Annotated in this window: 15 protein-coding genes; 2 read left to right on the top strand and 13 right to left on the bottom strand. The window is 40.3% G+C overall.

Going from position 1 to position 19,019, the window contains the following annotated elements:
* Positions 1-3: 3 nt before the first annotated feature.
* The 12 genes from ABJF57_RS08360 to ABJF57_RS08415 all read right to left on the bottom strand — a co-directional run bounded on the left by ABJF57_RS08360 (position 4) and on the right by ABJF57_RS08415 (position 14,305).
* The gene (locus ABJF57_RS08360) at positions 4-1,890 is read right to left on the bottom strand and encodes an amidophosphoribosyltransferase (protein WP_462234206.1); all 1,887 of its coding nucleotides are present in this window, start codon (positions 1,888-1,890) and stop codon (positions 4-6) included.
* A complete protein-coding gene (locus tag ABJF57_RS08365) occupies positions 1,883-3,316 on the bottom strand; it encodes an NADH-quinone oxidoreductase subunit N (RefSeq protein ID WP_462234208.1) in 1,434 nt (477 codons plus the stop codon). Before ABJF57_RS08365 ends, ABJF57_RS08360 begins: the two co-directional genes overlap by 8 nt.
* Positions 3,313-4,896: a complex I subunit 4 family protein gene (locus ABJF57_RS08370; protein ID WP_462234209.1), complete on the bottom strand. Its 1,584-nt coding sequence runs from the start codon at positions 4,894-4,896 to the stop codon at positions 3,313-3,315. Before ABJF57_RS08370 ends, ABJF57_RS08365 begins: the two co-directional genes overlap by 4 nt.
* A gap of 6 nt (positions 4,897-4,902) precedes the next feature.
* Positions 4,903-6,795: an NADH-quinone oxidoreductase subunit 5 family protein gene (locus ABJF57_RS08375; protein WP_462234211.1), complete on the bottom strand. Its 1,893-nt coding sequence runs from the start codon at positions 6,793-6,795 to the stop codon at positions 4,903-4,905.
* A complete protein-coding gene (gene nuoK, locus ABJF57_RS08380) occupies positions 6,795-7,103 on the bottom strand; it encodes an NADH-quinone oxidoreductase subunit NuoK (protein WP_462234213.1) in 309 nt (102 codons plus the stop codon). The genes ABJF57_RS08375 and nuoK overlap by 1 nt, the downstream gene beginning before the upstream one ends.
* On the bottom strand, positions 7,096-7,587 hold the full coding sequence (locus ABJF57_RS08385; protein ID WP_462234215.1) for an NADH-quinone oxidoreductase subunit J family protein: 492 nt from the start codon (positions 7,585-7,587) through the stop codon (positions 7,096-7,098). The genes nuoK and ABJF57_RS08385 overlap by 8 nt, the downstream gene beginning before the upstream one ends.
* Positions 7,584-8,234 (bottom strand): 4Fe-4S dicluster domain-containing protein, encoded by a 651-nt coding sequence (locus ABJF57_RS08390; RefSeq protein ID WP_462234217.1) that lies wholly within the window; start codon positions 8,232-8,234, stop codon positions 7,584-7,586. Before ABJF57_RS08390 ends, ABJF57_RS08385 begins: the two co-directional genes overlap by 4 nt.
* Before the next feature lie 4 nt (positions 8,235-8,238).
* Positions 8,239-9,216 carry an NADH-quinone oxidoreductase subunit NuoH gene (gene nuoH / locus ABJF57_RS08395; protein WP_462234219.1) on the bottom strand — a complete coding sequence of 326 codons (978 nt, stop codon included), beginning with the start codon at positions 9,214-9,216 and terminating at the stop codon, positions 8,239-8,241.
* 18 nt (positions 9,217-9,234) lie between these two features.
* Positions 9,235-11,553 (bottom strand): T9SS type A sorting domain-containing protein, encoded by a 2,319-nt coding sequence (locus tag ABJF57_RS08400; RefSeq protein ID WP_462234220.1) that lies wholly within the window; start codon positions 11,551-11,553, stop codon positions 9,235-9,237.
* Complete coding sequence (locus tag ABJF57_RS08405) at positions 11,538-12,026, bottom strand: hypothetical protein (protein ID WP_462234222.1); 489 nt, start codon at positions 12,024-12,026, stop codon at positions 11,538-11,540. Before ABJF57_RS08405 ends, ABJF57_RS08400 begins: the two co-directional genes overlap by 16 nt.
* Positions 12,027-12,035: 9 nt before the next feature.
* On the bottom strand, positions 12,036-12,860 hold the full coding sequence (murI, locus tag ABJF57_RS08410) for a glutamate racemase (protein WP_462234224.1): 825 nt from the start codon (positions 12,858-12,860) through the stop codon (positions 12,036-12,038).
* 71 nt (positions 12,861-12,931) lie between these two features.
* On the bottom strand, positions 12,932-14,305 hold the full coding sequence (locus tag ABJF57_RS08415) for a cystathionine beta-synthase (RefSeq protein WP_462234226.1): 1,374 nt from the start codon (positions 14,303-14,305) through the stop codon (positions 12,932-12,934).
* 158 nt (positions 14,306-14,463) lie between these two features.
* On the opposite strand from ABJF57_RS08415, the gene ABJF57_RS08420 reads away from it, so the two are divergent.
* Positions 14,464-15,636 (top strand): T9SS type A sorting domain-containing protein, encoded by a 1,173-nt coding sequence (locus ABJF57_RS08420; RefSeq protein ID WP_462234227.1) that lies wholly within the window; start codon positions 14,464-14,466, stop codon positions 15,634-15,636.
* Positions 15,637-15,914: 278 nt separating this feature from the next.
* Here ABJF57_RS08420 and ABJF57_RS08425 read toward each other — a convergent pair whose 3' ends face one another.
* Positions 15,915-17,558: a tetratricopeptide repeat protein gene (locus ABJF57_RS08425; protein WP_462234229.1), complete on the bottom strand. Its 1,644-nt coding sequence runs from the start codon at positions 17,556-17,558 to the stop codon at positions 15,915-15,917.
* A 91-nt stretch (positions 17,559-17,649) separates the two neighbouring features.
* Between ABJF57_RS08425 and ABJF57_RS08430 the strand changes: the two genes are divergently transcribed.
* Complete coding sequence (locus ABJF57_RS08430; RefSeq protein WP_462234231.1) at positions 17,650-19,008, top strand: M24 family metallopeptidase; 1,359 nt, start codon at positions 17,650-17,652, stop codon at positions 19,006-19,008.
* The last annotated feature ends 11 nt before the right edge of the window (positions 19,009-19,019 follow it).

Below are 19,019 nucleotides of genomic sequence, written 5' to 3' on the forward strand. Positions count from 1 at the left end.
TAATCAGTACGCTCTTACTTCTACCCCTTTCATGTAGTTGACAAAGGCACGATTTACGACTTTATTTCCTCCGAAGGTTGGGTAATCACCAGTGAAATACCAGTCACCTCGATGATTTGGACATGCTTTGTGAAGGTTATCTACTGTTTGATAAACCACTTCTACTTCAGCTTTCATGCCTTCAGGTTTTACGATTTCTGTGATCTTATTTGAGATTTGTTCATAAGTGAATGGTTCATACAACTCATTCACATGATTTACAGGATTCTTGTCTGTCTGACTTGCCAAACACTTATCAAAAACTTCATCCAGAAGGTCTTCTTTGTTGTGGTCCTTAAGGAGTCCAAGTACAGCTCTGAAAGCAAGAAAATCCTTCATCTTGCTCATGTCTATTCCATAGCAATCAGGAAATCTAATTTGAGGAGCAGAAGATACTATGACAATTTTTTTTGGCTCCAGGCGATCCAATAAAGTCAAGATGCTTTTCTCCAGGGTAGTGCCCCTAACAATGCTGTCATCGATAATGACAAGCGTATCCTTATGCTTGTTGATTACCTCATACGTGGTATCATATACATGGGAAACCAGTTCATCTCTTGTGCTATCGTCTGTAATGAAGGTGCGCAGTTTTGCATCTTTTAAAACTAGCTTCTCGACTCTGGGCTGAAAGTTCAGCATTTCTTCTATCGAATCAGCCGATGGTTTTCCTTCCAATATTACTTCCTTGCGCTTGGCAATAAGGTACTTCTCTACACCTCGCATGAGTCCAAGGAATGAAGTTTCTGCCGTGTTTGGTATATACGAAAAAACAGTATTCTTAAGGTCCGAATTGATCGCTTTTAATACCTGAGGAACAAGTAGTTCGCCCAAAGTTCTTCGCTCGTTATAAATATCAGGATCTGTACCTCTCGAAAAGTATATGCGCTCAAAGCTGCATGATTTGCGCTCAATTGTTTCGATGAATTGCTTTTGATCATAGCTCCCATCTTTATCAATGATCAACGCATGGCCCGGCTTGATTTCGGTTATATCTGAGTACTCACAGCCAAAAGCTGTTTTAATGGCTTGTTTTTCTGAAGTAACCACTACAACTTCATCATCCGCATAATAGTAAGCAGGCCTTATTCCCGCAGGATCTCGTGCGACGAAAGAAGCCCCGTAACCGATGATGCCAGCCATTGCATATCCTCCATCAAAGTCCCTGCATGATCTGCTAAGCACTCGCTGCAAATCGATCTCTTCTTCGATTTTGTAGGTAATTTCTTCGTTGGACAATTCATCCTTGTATTTATCAAAGATTCGTTGATTTTCTTCATCCAGAAAGTGACCTATCTTTTCCATCACGGTCACCGTGTCCACTTTGTCTTTAGGAAACTGCCCCAACCCTACCAAAATATTGAAGAGTTCTTCCACATTGGTCATGTTGAAGTTACCGGCCATTACCAGATTTCTACTTCTCCAGTTATTCTGTCTTAAAAAAGGGTGACAGTTTTCTATGCTATTCTTACCATGTGTACCATACCTCAAATGTCCCAACCAGGATTCGCCCGTAAAAGCATAGTTCTCTTTCAGCCATTCCGCATCTGTCTCATCCCCGCTGGGGTCTCGTTGTGCTTTTAGGTATTTCTTGCTGATCTTCCCAAAAATTTCTTCGATGGGGTTCGAATTAATTGTTCGGTATCGCGATATGTACCTGTGTCCTGGTGGTAAATCGACTTTTATACTTGCTACTCCAACACCGTCTTGTCCACGATTACTTTGCTTTTTCATCAGCAAATACATCTTTTTGGCGGCATATGCAGGCGTACCGTATTTATCAATATAATATTGGAGGGGCTTTCTAAGGCGTAAGTGGGCTATGCCACATTCGTGTTTTATTGGGTCACTCATGGACGTTGTTAAGCAATTGTTGCATTACTATTACCAGCTTCGGTACAAAGAACAACAATAACAGGGCAATAGAAAAAAGAGTTGCAATAATTTTCGGCAATAGATTGAAATTGATCGACTGATTTTGCGAGTCCTTGGCGAGGAAAATGTTTTTTGGAATCTGCAGATAATAAAACAGAGAGCCAACAGTGGCTAGCACCGCGACAATTAAATAGGATAATACGATAGAAGATCCTAATTCAAGGTATGCTTCCCATAACGTAGTGAATAGCAAAAACTTTGCGGTAAATCCAGCCATCGGAGGAATACCCACCAGTGATATTAACACCAAAGTAAAGCTCACGCCCATCCAAATTGATTTGGATGACAATGCATAATCTGAAGTTGCCTCAATTCCTTTTTTCTCATATTGATCCAACAAATAAAAAGTAGCCAAATTCATACATGCGTATGCAACAGCATACCACCAAAATCCAGTACTTGATGTGCTTGAGTTTATCAAAGCAAATGGCAGCAAAAGTCCAGAATGCGCTATTGCACCAAAGCTTACCATTCTGCGTGCATTTGTTTGTCGGAAGGCTCCCAAGGTTCCTGCAACTATTGTAAGCATACCAAGGACCCATACCGTTTTGATTATCCAATGGTCAGAATCAAGCGCCTCCACCTGGAGCAGTCTTTGCATCAACACCAGTCCTGCAATCTTAGGTACAATCGACATAAAAGCTGTGGCATCCGTAGGAGCAGATTGGTAAGTACCCGGAACCCAGAGATGAGCAGGAACTATTGAAATTTTAAAAAAGAGGCCTACAAGGGTCATGACGACTCCTACTTCCGTCATCAGTTCCATGGATACTAGCTCTTTCAAATCTGAAATCACAAATACACCTGTGCTGCCATAAATAAACCCCAGCCCAAAGAGCATGATTGCTGAGCTTATCGCTCCAAATAGTAAGTATTTAATGCCTGCTTCAAAACCTTCTTTTTTAAACGAAAAGTTGGTAAGGATATAAGAAGAAAATGAGACGATTTCAATGGCTAGGTAGATGGTCAGCAGGCTGTTGGCTTTCATCATAAAGAGGCTACCTGAAAGCATTGCCAGAATGAAGAAATAGAATTCCGTGGCATGTTTTTTATTCCTCGGAAATAGAAGAATCAGTAAACCCACCAATAAAAAAAGTGTACCAAAGTAGTTGGTGGGTGCTGATATGATAATACTGTTCATCAATAGTCCTCCTTGCAGTTCTGAGGATATATTAAACCAATAGGCGATCAGAATTATAGCACCATAGAGAATCTTAGTTCCGATTTCATGAGATTTGATCAATCCAATCACCAGGAGCAAAATAGCTCCAAGAAGAAGACTGCTTTCAGGCCAAACCGCTTGCAAGTCATTCAATATGCCGTTCAGCTTCTCTGTTAAATTCATGGCTGAAAGTTGCTAACCTGCTGAATGAAGAAATTGATCGATTCATTGCTATAGTCTAGGATTAAGCGTGGAAATATACCCAGGAGAATGACCAGAATAACCAGTGGTATAAGCATCAGCTTCTCTCGAGCGGTCAAATCAAACATATTGGGCTCCCAATTAGGCTCTCTCACAAAATACTTTCCATAAAACATGCGCTGTATGGTCCATAAGAAATATGCTGCTGAAATGGCAATACCTAAGGTTGCAAGGATACCAATCCATAAAGAAAATTGTGAACTACCGAATGCTCCCATTAGCACCATTAGCTCACCAACAAATCCGGAAAGTCCAGGTAAGCCAAGGCCAGCAAAAAAGAAGATGGCCATGAAGAATGTATAGACTGGCATCTTACCGGCAAGTCCACTGAAGTTTTCCATTTGACGGTTCCCTGTACGATCGTAAATGACACCTGCAATCAAGAATAGTGCAGGAGAAATCAGTCCATGGGAGACCATGTGAAATAAAGCTCCGGCAAAGCCAACGGCTGTCAATGAAGCTAAGCCCACCAACACAAATCCCATATGCGAAATAGAAGAATAAGCGACCATACGTTTCAAGTCACGTTGCGCAAGCGCATTGAGGCCTCCATAGAGAATCGACAAAACACCAATCACCGCGACAAACAAGGCATATTCGGTTGCCGCATCGGGAAATATCCCATATGCGATACGTATCAATCCATAGGCGCCAACTTTGAGCAGCAAGCCGGCCAAAACTACTGATATGGGTGTTGGGGCTTCCACGTGTGCATCTGGCAACCAGGTATGAACAGGCACTGCTGGAAGTTTAATACCAAAACCAATGATCAAGAATATAAACGCCAAAACTCTTGCTGAATATCCAAAAATGAGCTGAGGGGAGTTCGGATCTAGTACGGAGCCTGGGGAGTAATTACCATCAAGCATCTGCACCAGGCTAAATGTATTGGCATTTCCATCCACAACGCTTAAGTACAGAACGATCATTACCACCAGGATAAAAAGAGATCCGAAAAGTGTATATAGGAAAAACTTGATCGATGCGTAAGACCTTCTCTCACCTCCCCAAATTCCAATCAAGAAGAACATTGGAAGAAGCATAAATTCAAAACAGAGATAGAATAGAAAGAGGTCCAACGCAATGAAGCAACCTATAATACTAGAGCTGAGCACCAGGTATAGAATGAAGTACCCCTTTGCCTTTTCTTGTATGTTCCAAGAAGAAATAACTCCAATCAGAAGCACAAAAGATGACAGTGCCACAAGTGGTAAACTTATGCCATCTACCCCCAGAAAATATGCTATACTAATGGAGCCTACTGATCCAAATGACATGGTTATCCAATCTGCCCTTTCTACAAATTGAAATCCTGTAGACCAGCTATTCGGGCTGAGGGATTGATCAAAGTTGACCATCAACATCACAGATAGCACAAGCTGCACACCTATGGTTGTAAGCGACAACCTTCTAAATAGCTTCCAACGCTCAGCTGGAATGAATAGCATTGCAACTGCTATAATCAGTGGTAATAGAAATATATATGTGAGGATGTTTTGCATGCGGCGCTAAAAAAACAGTATCCAACTTAAAATCAAAATGACACCCAACAACAACCAAGTCAGTTGGGTTTGAAGGTCCCGAGAGCTTAAGTCTGCCAGAAGCTTTCCAGTCAACTTTGAAAGGTACCCAACAAAGTTAACTGGGCCATCAATCAGAAATCGATCAGCCAAGGCAATAACTTTTGAAAGTACCACGCCTCCAACTCCCATGAGATGAATTGCACCATCCACTACTTTATGGTCAAACAGCGACAGTGCTTTAGTCACCTTTTCAGTACCCTTCCCTAGCTCATGATAGAGCGATGTTAGATAAAAGCCTTTCAAAATGGCAGGAAATCGATCGGCTGTCTCTAGGCTATATCGCTGATTGTAAGCCGAGCCCGGCTTGAAAAAGGAATACGCCAGAAGCAATCCCGAACCGGCCATCAGTAGTGATAGCAATGCAACAATCATTGCGACATGGTCAGAGTGGTTTTGGATTTCAGCTCCCCATAAAAATTGCAACCAACTTGTATGGGCGATGGGATTCCAATTATAAAGCATCCACGTAGATCCAATGGCTAGAACAATTAAAGGTATCTTCATAGCTCTTGCTTCAGAAAAACTGTTTATTTTCTTCAATAGCCTTGCCTTACCCCAGAAAATTAAAATTATCATTCTGCCAACATAGAAAGCGGTAAGAAATGCGGTGATTAACGCAATATCAGGTACGACATACGCCCAGGTTCCAAGCTCACTAGCCCATTCCCAAGCGGCGATAATAATGCCATCCTTTGACATAAATCCACTAAATAATGGGATTCCTGCCAATGCCAAAGCGCATATTAAAAATGTCTTGTAAGTCCAAGGTAAATGCATCCTGAGCCCTCCCATATTTCGCATATCCTGTGCATCTTCCTTTGTTTGGTAGTGCATAAAATGAATTATAGCTCCTGCTCCTAAGAACAAGCCTGCTTTAAAAAAGGCGTGCGTGAACAGATGGAAAAGCGAAGCATCTTGTGCTCCAACGCCAATACCCATGACCATATACCCAAGCTGCGAAATGGTAGAATATGCGAGAACCTTTTTTATATCATGCTGCATTAAGGCACAAAGTCCGCCATAGCATGCTGTCAATGTTCCAACTAACGCAACACATACAAGCGCATTTGCATGCATGAATGGTGAAACACGAAACAATAGGTATACCCCAGCTGCCACCATTGTGGCTGCATGAATAAGCGCTGAAACAGGCGTAGGCCCTACCATGGCTTTGGTAAGCCATCCTGAAAATGGAAGCTGAGCTGATTTCCCAAAAGCTCCAATGGCAATTAATAATGAAGGTAGAAATAGCAAGCTGTCTTCAAAATTGGAAATATTTAGTCCTTGCTTATTCAGCAATAGAATGCCCGCAAGTAATGCAACATCCGCCACTCTATTAACCATAAACGCAAGCCTTGCTGACGAAGGAACACCCTCCTTCGAATACCAAAATCCAATGAGTAGATATGAGGCTAGCCCCACCAATTCCCAAAAAACAAATAGCAGAATTAAATGATCTGCCAGGAGCAAACCAATCATTGAAAACGTGAAAAATCCTAATTTGAAAAAATACCTATTTCTCCCATCATCGTCCTTCATGTATTCTTTTGAAAAAACATGAATCAACATAGATATCAATGTCACGAGAAATATCAGTAGCAGTGAAACCTTATCTACCAGCATGTTCATTCGATATTCCGGTAGCCATTCCAGGGATGTCACAAATTCGACATCTGAAACCAGTAGGTAAATTGAAATTAGCAATGAAATAGAAACCCCAATAGTCGAGGGCAATCCCGCTCTGGATTTTATAAAAAATGAAATCCCACCTCCGACAAGAGGCATGAATAATAACGCATTGATCAATAAAAACATCATCAATTCCCCACCTCCGTTAATTCATCCAGGTTGGATGATTTAGATTTTCTGTAAATATTGAGAAGAATAGCTAATGCTATAGACACTTCGCAGACGGTCAACACCACTGCGAAAATGGCGAAAATCTGTCCATTTAAGTTGGGATCGTATTGCGAGAAAGTTGCCAATACAACATTTGCTCCATTTAGGATTAATTCTACTCCAATGAGTACAAAAATTGCACTTCGCTTTGTTAGCACAACAAAAATACCGGCGCTAAAAAGTAGTGCTGCAAAGTAGAGGTAATATGCTATCTGCTCTTCATTCATCAGCAGCCGTTTTAGCTAAATAAGCCGCACCCACGAGTGCCACTAACAATACAAAAGCAACGAGTTCGAATGCAACGATATGATCAGTAAGAAAGGATACACCAATTGACTTTACTTGATCTTGATTTTTCACCTTTGCGGGTGAAAAGGATGAATTTGAGATAACCCAGGCCAAAAAGGAAAATAAGCTAAGTGAAATAGCCGCTCCAACAATTGAATTACGCGATCCTGTCAAAACTTTCTCTCCTTTTAATCTATTGGTCATCATTACGCCAAACACAAGTAGTATTACCACCCCACCAGCATATATCATGATCTGAACAACAGCTAAAAGTTCTGAAAGTAACACGACATAAATACCAGCTATGCCCATCAAAGACAGACATAAGGCATATGCAGCGTGCACAATATTTTTGGTGAAGACAATAATGCCAACACCTAACAGGGTGAGCAGTATAAGCGCTATTTGAATTACCCCCATCATTTCTTTTTTGGAATTCTAGGCTTAAAAACAGGTTTTACAGCAGGTTTCTTCACCTCTTCATTCGCTTTCTTTATTGCTGGCATCTCTGGTTTCGCGGTGATCTTGGCGGCTTGGTATTCATCAAATTCTTTCTTCTTTTCACTAATTTCCTGATCTGTCATTTTGCTAAAAGAGAAATTGTGATCAAGGATATCTGTGGTGCTAAAGTCAAATTCGTTAGTCATTGTCAGGCATTCGGTAGGGCATACAACTGTACACAATCCACAAAAGCAGCACTTAGACATATCAATGTCAAATTTAGCAGCATGTATTCGAAGAGGGGTGCCATCTGAGGTTTGTCCAAAGACTTCTGGTGAACGAATGGGTTCTATGTCTATGCAATCAACAGGGCAAACTTTTGCACATTTATCACAGACAATACAGTCATCAATTTCATTATGCAATTGATACCTACCATGATCTGGAACAGGAATCTGTTCATGCGGATATTGTACGGTAAATGTTCCGTTAGCTTTATGGAAATAGTTGTCCTCTCCAACCCATTCTTTCTTACGTCCTTTTCTGGCCTGGAAAAAGTACTGTATTGAGAGCTTCATTCCTTTCCAGGTAGTCGCTATTGCATTTGATATGTTTCCAAGGTAACTCATATGCTTAGCCAATTATCCATAGCTTCCACAGCGCAGAGGCAAATAACATCACTATCGACAATGGGGTCAAATATTTCCAGGATAAACTCATGAGCTGATCTACTCTTAAGCGTGGCAAGGTCCAGCGCACCCACATTTGAACAAAAATTAATAGCATGGCTTTGGATAGTAGCCAAATTGTTCCCCAGACAGGGCCATTTCCAAAACTACTTAGCGGTGAACTCCATCCCCCAAAGAATAGGGTTGCTCCCAATATGGAGATCAACAACATCATCCCATACTCAGATAACATAAACATGCCCCACCTAAAACCAGAATACTCTGTGCTATACCCTCCGATCAGCTCGGACTCAGATTCCGGGAGATCAAAAGGTGCCCGATTAGATTCTGCCAAACCTGCAATAAGGAAAATGATAAAGGGAATAATCAATACCGGGTGATTGACAATGTTCCAAGACAGCAAGCCATTGTGATTTTGCTGCATGCTCATTTCATTCAGATCAAGCGTCCCGGATATGACTACCACACAAAGTATACTTAATCCAAGCGGCACCTCGTACGATACTATTTGAGCAACTGATCGCATGGCTCCATATAGGCTGTATTTATTGTTTGAAGCCCAACCCGCCATCAGTATTCCTAAAACATCTATTGAAACAATCGCAAGCAAGAAAAAAACTCCGCTAGATATATCAGACCCTCCCAGATCCGCATTGATTGGAAGCACCGAGAAACCAGTAAAAACAGCTGCAAAAACTATCAGGGGTGCAATTAAAAATGGAATCAGGTCAACAGCATTCGCTCGGATATCTTCCTTCTGAAGCATCTTAAGCAGATCAGCAACGGTCTGCAAAATCCCTTTAGGGCCCACTTCCATCGGGCCCAGTCTATTTTGGATGAATGCCGCAGTTTTTCTTTCTGCGTAGACGGCAAAAATTACAAATATCAGAAGAAAAGCCAGATAGAAAACGAATGAAATCACACTCGAATTTACGGCTCTTTATTGTTTAAGAAAACGTCGGTTTACCTTTTCTCCTTCTAATTCAAAATGTAAGATATAAAGACCTGTCTCCAAAGCACTTACATCCAATCTTTCTTCATATTGATATTCAAGAATCTTTCGTCCTGACACATCATTGACAGTAATCTTATTGACTTCCTTTTGAAGTTTGGACGGTAACGATATCGAGATGTAATCTTCCGCAGGATTAGGGAAAACCTTCAAATTAGAATCAACAGCATCCGCTGAAAGAACTAAGAATGGTTCCGAGAATACGCCGCACTCTCCATTTGAGACATATACAATGAACTTGCCTCCGGATTCGAATGAATAGCTTGCGCTCGTAGCTCCATCCAAATATTGTCCATCCTTGTACCATTGATAGCTTTTGCCTCCCGATGTGACCGTAATTTCTCCTCCAATCAACTCAATCACCGGAGTATCAGGAAATACGTTTTCAGAAGCAACTACTACCTCTTGAACCTCTTGATCTCCTAAAACATTTCTTACGATGACATTATAAGTGCCAGTAAAAAGGTTTTCAATGACATTTGATTTAACAAATTTCTCACCATCAATGCTGTAGTCTAACTCGGAGTTGGAGGAAGCAGAAATATCAATGGCTCCATTATTTGCATTCGGGCATGAGGTATTCGTGATTTGAATATCAAGTATTTCGAACGAAGGATCGAAAGTATCGATGCTGTAATTATCTAGGTATAAGTTGTTTCCGTAACCATTAATAGATTTAAAGGCTACCTCAACAACGTTTATAGATGGGTCTACTTCAAAAATCACGGTTTCAGTCTTCCACTGATCACTTGTCGGAGTAAACAAATTTTCCTGGCTGGCTACAGTTGCCAAGTCAAAACCTTCTTTTAACCACGCAGATTTCCATGTGCCACATGGCTCCCGATAAACTATTTCCAGCCCATCAAAATATTGTTCATTATAAGGCGCATATGCATAGTCAAAATTCAAAGCAAAAACTTTTTCTGTTGAAGCGTCCAAAGCATCAATCACCAGGTAATCGTTTGAACCTACACTGTTATAATCTGCAAAATTCATGTAAACAGAACTGGTGCCGTCAGAAAAAGCTGCAGTCGTTTTTTTCCATGTTTCTGATTCATCATAGTTATAGATGGTCTCTGTCAGGGTGGCTTCCTCAAAAGAACCTGCGATAGATGTTTTGTCGGTAGTTACTTCACTCCTAACCGTAACCAGGTTTTCGAAAGTCTTCGTGTCCATTCCTCCCTCAGCATCGGTGATAACTAATGTAACATCGTAGGTTCCTAATGTAGCGTATTCGATGGTTGGGTTAGCCTCACCAGAAACAGCAGGTGTACCTCCTTCAAATGTCCATTCATAGCTCGCTGCATTCACAGATTTATCTACAAACTCCAATGTACCATTCTGACAGACTTCTCTAGACACTACATCAAAGTCTGCTAAGTAATTTTTATCATACAAATAAGTTTTGTACTGTTGGTGGGCAGCTACAATCCTATCGGCTTGACCTTGGGTGAATTGATCTCTGCATTCCTTTCTTGAATAAGACATTAAATTTCGAGGGTTTGGACGGAAAGTTTCACCATTTGCATCCTTCGCATCTCCTGTATACGTACAGCTGGTAGATACCAAACCAGACAACCTCGGGTCTGCTGCTGTATCGCACAGATCATCACCTGCGGTAGCACAATTTGCACCGCCATCTCTTGTTACCAATTCATCTGTTGTACCATTGTTCGTTTTCCCATGGGTGTGGTATAGCGCAAAATAATGCCCCAGTTCATGTGGAAAAGTACTGCCATTTGTTGTGCAGCTATTAACCATTACGATACGGTCGATCCCACTTTGGGGAAATCGTGCATATCCACAAACGGAGTTTTCTCCTGATAAGGCAGAATTGAAAAAATACACATTGATTGTGTTCTCAACAAAGTGCTGTTCGGCCACCTCTAATTCCATCGAGGATGAAAAGTCAAAATACTTATCGCTATCGATGTAATTGATATCTCCAAAAATGAAGAACTCCATATTTGTAAGCGTGTAAATCTGATTTGCATCCGCAATTGCTGCAGCCAATTCAAATTCCGAAAGTCCTCCAGTACCATCAGAGCGTCGAGCAACGTGTGCCGTTATTGCAATCCTTATTGGATCAGCAGAAGAAGATCGTGCGTTGACAAAAGATTCTACATCCAAGTCCTTAAGCGCTTCGATATCTCTTGGAGTGGCTTCAGTACCACAAACAAGTTCTTGAGCGTAACTACTGAGTGCTAACACGAGTAGTATTGAGTATAATTTTATCCTGGCAGCCATCCTACGTTTATATTTTCGATTCGTAAATAATCTATTGAAATGGTCTCAAAAATGACTTTTTTGAGAACTATGGTTACATTGTAAGGTTCCTTATTTTCAGCCTTTTCCAACTGATAGTTTGTCACAAATACCTCAACCACACCTTCTGAAGCAATTTCTTCTAGCAATTCTTTTGGTTTATCCATCATCACATCATTGCATAAGGACGCATTCACGGCTGAAGCGTACTTTTTACGTGTCACTCTCACAACATCTGCTTTGCTTACGTTGTACACTTGCATCTCTTCAAGGTCGATTGAAGAAACATCTACAACAATGGAGACGTATTCGGAATTATCTTCGGAAAGTTGATATACAATGAAATTACCGCACCCCATACTATCCCCGGAGAAAGGATGAATATTATTGGTGGTTTTTGTCACTGAACAGCCAATCAAAATGACCGCTAGTAAAAGCGTGACTATTTTATTCATATCGTAAATCTAAGACAATTCATCCCAAATGGGAATTTGCTGCAGGTTAACTTCTTCTCCAAAAAACGTTTTGGTAGTGGTTTCGAAAGATTTTGTAAAATCGGAGACAAAAAATTTATCCTCTGATGAGTGATTTTTATTGCTCAATTGATGAAATGCTAAAAAGGACTTGAGTGCTGCGGCCACTATTTCAGCTGAATCAATTATTTCAACTTCATATCTTTCATGTTCATAAAACTTTCCAATTTCATCCTTGATGATCGGGTAATGTGTACAGCCAAGAATCAGCGACTTAATGTCTTCAAGTCTGGTATCATTCAAATATCGTTTTAAGATGTTTTGACAAATTTCATCGTCATACATCCCTTCTTCAATCATTGGAACCAAAAGAGGCGTGGCGAGTGACGAAAACTCAATGTTTTGACCCAAGTCAGTTATTTTATCTTCGTACACCTTTGATGAGACGGTTTGCTTTGTTCCTATCAAACCGATTTTGCTATTTGCATGATTCTCACGGATGAAATCAACCGTAGGATTTATTACATCAAAAACTCTGGCTTTTTTTCCAACATACTCCGTTACAAGCTCATAAGCGGCTGAGGATGCTGAGTTGCAAGCAATCAAAATAACCTTACACTCATGCTGGAGTAACATTTCAGCAATGCGAACCGAATAGGCTTGGATTGCAGCGGTGGATTTATCTCCATACGGAAGATGGGCAGTGTCTCCAAAATAGATGATCGACTCGTTGGGCAATCGGTTTTTTACAGCTCGTGTAACCGTCAATCCACCGATACCACTATCAAAAATACCTATTGGTTGATTCGATTTCATTCAAAAAAGCCCTAACGGTGACCGTCAGGGCTGCAAGTAAAGAGTTATATAATTGTACTTGTCAAATTTAATCAATTCGTCATGGCTACCAAAAGGTCACTTTGCGTGATTATGTGAACATCATTTTGCTCATCCCGCACAAGCAAAGCTTTCGTTTTTTTGCTTAGCATTGAGGACATAACATCAATGGTGTCATGAGGTGATACAAACTGAAACGCGCTGTCCATGACATCTGAAACGGGGCTGCTTTTCATTTCCGGCTTTTCAATCAAACTATTCAAAATCATACTATCAGAAATACTCCCTACAAAGTTGACTCCATCAATAACTGGAGCCTGGTCTATCCCTTCTGTATTCATTAATTGAATCGCTTCACCTACCGTGATGTTTTGATCAATCGTAATTAAGTTGGAAGAGCCATTCTTACGCAGGATGATATCTTTTGCGGTTGCAAACTTTCGCTCTTCCAGAAAGCCATGATCTTTCATCCAATCGTCATTGTATACTTTGCCTAAATACCTGGTGCCATGATCTGGAAGAATGATCACCATGACATCATTGCTGCTGAGATTCTCTTTTGCATATTCTAAAGCACCGTGAACCGCTGACCCACAAGACCATCCCACAAACAAACCTTCTTCTCTTGCCAACCTTCTGGTCATGATGGCTGCATCTTTATCGGTAACCTTCACAATGTGATCAACCATGTCAAAGTCAACATTCTTAGGCAGAATATCTTCACCAATGCCTTCTGTCAGGTAGGGATAAATCTCCTTCTCATCAAACACTCCTGTTTCCTTATACTTCTTAAAAACAGATCCATAGGAGTCCAATCCGACTGTTAAAACATCTGGATTTTGTTCTTTTAGATATTTTGATGTTCCACTTATTGTCCCCCCAGTTCCCATGCCAGCAGCATAATGCGTAATCTTTCCCTCGGTATCTTTCCATATTTCTGGGCCTGTGGTCTCATAGTGAGAGGCTGCATTGGACTCATTGTCGTATTGATTTGGGTAGAAAGAATTCGGAATATCTTCATTCAATTTTTTCGCAACCGAGTAATACGATTTTGGGTCTTCCGGCGAAACATTCGTAGGGCAAACAATTACTTCCGCCCCCATGGCACGAAGAACATCCATTTTTTCTTTACTCTGCTTATCGGCCAGTGTGAATATGCACCTATATCCTTTTGCAATGGCCACCAAAGCCAATCCCATACCCGTATTGCCAGAAGTACCTTCAATAATGGTTCCACCTGGTTTCAATACCCCATTCTTCTCTGCATCTTCAATCATTTTAAGTGCAATTCTATCTTTGATTGAATTGCCAGGATTAAAGTATTCTACCTTAACTAGTATAGTGCCTTTAATTCCCTCATTGACACTATTCAACTTCAATAATGGTGTGTTTCCGATCCCCTCGGTAAGGTTATTTAGATAATTCATCTTTTACTTATGGTATTGTATTGCAAAGGTAGAAAAAGCTATTCAACTGGGTAAGTAAAAGTTTTGTCGAGCAAACCTGTCTAAGTATCTAAATAGTTTCAAATTGGATCCAATAGGCATGGACACTTCGTATCTTTGTGAACAACGCACAAGGACACATGAAAAAACCTCTAATATTCTTATTATTTGCTTTGATGGTTTTCACATCATTTTCCCAAACCACAAGCCAGGATGGATCCTGGCAAGATAATGGCAATTGGAGCACCACTTATCCGGGGAGTGGCACAGATGCTGACGGCACCCTAAATCTCGATGGGGAAACTTTGAATTTCAATGATTACATCACCCTCGGAACTGATCTCAGCAATGTTAATATAGATGTGGCCAGTAGCAATTTCGCTGGTGAATTTATCGTCAATGATACACTTGTGATTTTCGGGAATGTGTCCTTTCAAAATAAGGCAATGGAACTCACAGTCACCAGTAATGGAGTCCTCATCATCTTTGGAGACCTCTCCATGAACAACAAAATATCGGTGGCTTCAGATGGAGTTATTGTAGCTACAGGAACTTTCGCCATGTCAGGATCTACTGGCAATAATGACTATTCAGGTGCTGGCAATGTTTATGCGGGTTCCTATGCCGGCAATGCTGAGTCTGAAATTGATGCGAGCGGTGATGGCGCGGGTGACTCATCTTTTCTTATCGAGGACTTAAGCACGGATGGATTTGAAACAATCGAAGACTTTGTGGGTGGTGGAGGCTCTACACCACTTCCGGTAACTCTTATGTATTTTCAATTCGAAAATACCGATGGTGTTAAGCTATCATGGGCTACAGCTTCAGAGATAAATAATCACTATTTCTCTGTGGAGAGATCTGAAGATGGTACGCACTTCTATGAAATTGCAACGCTTCAAGGAAATGGTAATACCAATAGTGTCCATACCTACAGCTACACGGATCGGTTTGCTTTTTCTTCCACTGAGTATTATAGGTTGAAGCAAGTCGATTTCAATGGCGAATTCGAATATTTTCAAATTGTACAAGTAAACACCGGACTTCAAAAAGAGAAAAGGGAAATAAGAGCATATCCAACAAAGATTAGAGATGGGATTATGAATGTCACTTCAACTAAACCTTTTCAAATTAAAAGCATTACGCTTTACAACTTATCGGGAGGAGAATTAAAAAGTTTTCTTGAAAAAACCATTCAAGAAAACTCATTAAGCTACCGCGCTGACTTAACTGGTCTAGAAAAAGGAATCTATTTATTGCAAGTAAGTTCATCAGAGGGGGACAAGCTTGTTTCAAGAATAATCATAGAATAAAAAAGGGCGTTCCGAAGAACGCCCCTACCACCAAAATTACTCCGCTTTTAGAGTAAATGTCTTCATTAATCAAAACCTAATATTCTTTTATGAAGACATGCAAATATCTATGGGATAGTCTCCTGAATCTATTTTTCGAGGTAGACAATAGGTCTACCAAAAGTATTTGCTTGATGACAAGAGGTGAACTTTAATTATGCTAAATGCTGAATTAGCGTTATACAGCAATTTTCAAATAGATATTGAATAGACCCTAAGCATTTGTGTTTTAGCTAACACTAAGTAGTAATGGAATTTAAAAAATCATTAACAGACATTTCTCCTGGCAAATTCAACTTCTTTTTTAGGCGATAGCGAGCTGTTTTTACACTTTCGGTCGAAATACCCATCATTTCGGATATCTCTTTTATTGAGAAACTCATTTTCACAAGCGCACACAGTTTTAAATCATTGCCGGTCAAGGTCGGTTCCTGAGCTAGAATTTTGTCAAAGAATCCCGTATGAAGGTTCCCAAACCTTAGTTTAAAATCTTCCCAATCCTTATCAACCTGTAGATGTCGTTTAATTGTTCGATCCATGTTGATTATCTCTTTTCTGATTTCATCGGAAGAGATTTTTTTTATAGCCGACACAGTAGTCATTAGCTCTTCAAACAGCTGGTTCTTTTGAACAAAATTTATGGTGTATGACACCAATTCCTTCTTTTTAAACTCAAGTTCTTTTTTGACTTCTTCTGCCTCTTTCAGAGCCTTCTGTTCTTTTCTTCGTGCTTTTTGTCGCTGATTTTTTGTAATAATTATGGCCGACGCTACGATGGTAATAATAACAAGAACCAAAATAAGGATTCTGATATGCAGGATGGCTGATTTCTGCTCTAAGACAATTATTTCATTCTCTTTAGCAACAAGCTGTCTCTTCTGCTCAGTAGTGGCAAGCTCTGTCTCTAAACGAGAAATATTTTTAAGTGTCTGCTCATTGAAGATACTGTCCTTCTCTAGGACGTACTGATCATAATAAAAAATAGCCTGCTCAAGATTTCCTTTCTTTCGAGATATGCCTAAGAGACTGTTATATATTTCTTTGAGCCATTTATGGGAGTGAATTTCCCTTGCTGTTGTCAATCCTTTAATCAGCAACTCTTCCGCCAATTTTGTATCATCACCTAAAAGCGCTACACGAGCTAAGTCAATATAATTTTTTGTGATTCCATCTTTATCTTCAATCCGTATGCTCAACTCTAAAGCATGCTTAAGATAGATATTGGCACTGTCATACTCTTTTGTCTCAATTTTAAGGAGTCCATACCTATTCAATACTTCAGACATGCCGTAGAAGAAATCTTCAGCTCCATGAATCAGTTCTGCTTTTCTTAAGAAATCGCTTGCCTGGGCTAGTTTGCCCTGCTTGATAAGCACGGCTGCAATTTTCACATATGTAGTCGCAGATCTGTTTTGAGCATTGCTTTTCTCAAATAACTCCAGTGCCTGTTGGTAATATTCCAATGCTAAGTCATTGTCCGAGCGATCAGCATAGATTAGTCCGATATTCATCAGGCAATTACCCTCTCCCAGACTGTTGTTGAGTTCACGATATTGTGATAAGCCATCTAAAAGGTATTCCAATCCCTTATCGTAACTACCCCTTGCCCAATGTGCAACGCCAATTACTCGATTCGAAAAAGCCAAGCCTGGAGCATCCTGAAGGATTTCAGCGAGTGCTTTGGCTTGCTGCCCATATATAATCGACTGGACAGGATTAATAATCCAATATTCATATCCAAGATTATTTAGTAGCTCTACTTTCCTTTTGTCCTCTCCTATATGATTGTAAAGTTCATTTTTTAAACTATCAATTTTTGGATTTGCCCAACTTGAAAGTGATAGTATAAGTAAGGAACATATGCATGAAGTTTTTATTGACATTTATCAGTTGCAAGGTTTAATTAATGGTGGCAAAACTTATATAGGTGTTTTTAGTTTTCAAGTATCTTAGACTCACACAATATAAATAACAATGAAGAGGGTTCTCATATTACCTATTATACTGCTATCATTTAAATGTGTTTCTCAAAATCCGTATAATCCGAAGATTCTTTCAATGAAAGAGAGAGCGGAGGTGGTAGATCAATGGTTAGAAGAGCGAGTGAAAACTACACTTCCTTCGATTATGCGTAGATCAGGAATTGATATGTGGGTAATTATCGCTCGGGAATACAATGAAGATCCGGTGATAAAAACTTTACTTCCTGCCACTTGGCAGTCGGCAAGAAGAACCACAATGCTGATCGCCTATGATCCGGGTGAGGGTAAAGATTTGGAAACATTCGGAATGTCACGCTACAATACTGGAAGTCTGTTCAAGACAATATGGAATAAAGAAGAGCAGCCAGACCAATGGAAAGCTTTAGCTGAAATGATTGCATCCAAGAACCCAAAAAAAATCGGAATTAACAAATCAGAAACATTTGCATTGGCTGACGGTATTTCATCTACTCATTATGATCAATTGATGCAAGTCCTTCCAAAGAACTATCAGGAGCGGGTTGTGAGCGCTGAAAATATTGCCATCGGATGGCTGGAGACTCGAACGGAAAGTGAAATGATTGTTTATCAAAACATCGTTAGGATTGCACATCAAATTATCGCTGAAGGGTTTTCTGAAAAGATAATCCAACCGGGAATCACCACAACAAATGATGTGGTATGGTGGTACCGGGATCGAATAAGAGCATTGGGATTCACAGCCTGGTTTCATCCTTCGGTTTCTATTCAAAGAAAAGATCCGGAGTCTTTCGATCACTTGCGATCCTTCTCGGAACGACCGGAACAGCAAGTCATTTATCCGGGAGACCTTCTGCATGTAGACTTTGGAATTACCTATTTAAGACTAAACACCGACACTCAGCAACATGCTTATGTTTTGAAGCCCGGTGAGAAAGAAGTACCTAATTTTCTTGAAGGAGCCTTTAAGCAAGGGAATCGAGTGCAGGATATTCTCACTTCCAATTTCAAAGAAGGAAGAAGTGGAAATGAAATATTAAAAGCCACTTTAGACCAATGTAAAGCTGAAGGCATTAAAGGTGTTATTTACACCCACCCTATTGGATTCCATGGACATGCTGCAGGACCTACGATTGGTCTCTGGGATCAACAAGGAGGTGTAACCGGGAAAGGTGACTACCCACTTTACCCTAATACTGCACACTCAATAGAATTAAACGCAAGTGTTTACCTGGATGCATGGCAGAAAGAAATTCGTATAATGCTGGAGGAAGATGCTTTTTTCGATGGCGAGAACGTCAGATACATTGATGGACGACAATTGGAAATAATGACTATTCCGAGAAAACTATATCCAAACTCAAGAAATTAACTGCTTATGAA

Origin of the sequence: Ekhidna sp., from assembly GCF_039940915.1 — a bacterium.
GTDB lineage: Bacteria > Bacteroidota > Bacteroidia > Cytophagales > Cyclobacteriaceae > Ekhidna.

Bases quoted from the DNA above. Each gene is read 5' to 3' on its own strand.
- ABJF57_RS08360 (WP_462234206.1), bottom strand. From the start codon at position 1,890: ATGAGTGACCCAATAAAACACGAATGTGGCATAGCCCACTTACGCCTT.
- ABJF57_RS08365 (WP_462234208.1), bottom strand. From the start codon at position 3,316: ATGAATTTAACAGAGAAGCTGAACGGCATATTGAATGACTTGCAAGCG.
- ABJF57_RS08370 (WP_462234209.1), bottom strand. From the start codon at position 4,896: ATGCAAAACATCCTCACATATATATTTCTATTACCACTGATTATAGCA.
- ABJF57_RS08375 (WP_462234211.1), bottom strand. From the start codon at position 6,795: ATGATGTTTTTATTGATCAATGCGTTATTATTCATGCCTCTTGTCGGA.
- nuoK (WP_462234213.1), bottom strand. From the start codon at position 7,103: ATGAATGAAGAGCAGATAGCATATTACCTCTACTTTGCAGCACTACTT.
- ABJF57_RS08385 (WP_462234215.1), bottom strand. From the start codon at position 7,587: ATGATGGGGGTAATTCAAATAGCGCTTATACTGCTCACCCTGTTAGGT.
- ABJF57_RS08390 (WP_462234217.1), bottom strand. From the start codon at position 8,234: ATGAGTTACCTTGGAAACATATCAAATGCAATAGCGACTACCTGGAAA.
- ABJF57_RS08400 (WP_462234220.1), bottom strand. From the start codon at position 11,553: ATGGCTGCCAGGATAAAATTATACTCAATACTACTCGTGTTAGCACTC.
- ABJF57_RS08405 (WP_462234222.1), bottom strand. From the start codon at position 12,026: ATGAATAAAATAGTCACGCTTTTACTAGCGGTCATTTTGATTGGCTGT.
- murI (WP_462234224.1), bottom strand. From the start codon at position 12,860: ATGAAATCGAATCAACCAATAGGTATTTTTGATAGTGGTATCGGTGGA.
- ABJF57_RS08415 (WP_462234226.1), bottom strand. From the start codon at position 14,305: ATGAATTATCTAAATAACCTTACCGAGGGGATCGGAAACACACCATTA.
- ABJF57_RS08420 (WP_462234227.1), top strand. From the start codon at position 14,464: ATGAAAAAACCTCTAATATTCTTATTATTTGCTTTGATGGTTTTCACA.
- ABJF57_RS08425 (WP_462234229.1), bottom strand. From the start codon at position 17,558: ATGTCAATAAAAACTTCATGCATATGTTCCTTACTTATACTATCACTT.
- ABJF57_RS08430 (WP_462234231.1), top strand. From the start codon at position 17,650: ATGAAGAGGGTTCTCATATTACCTATTATACTGCTATCATTTAAATGT.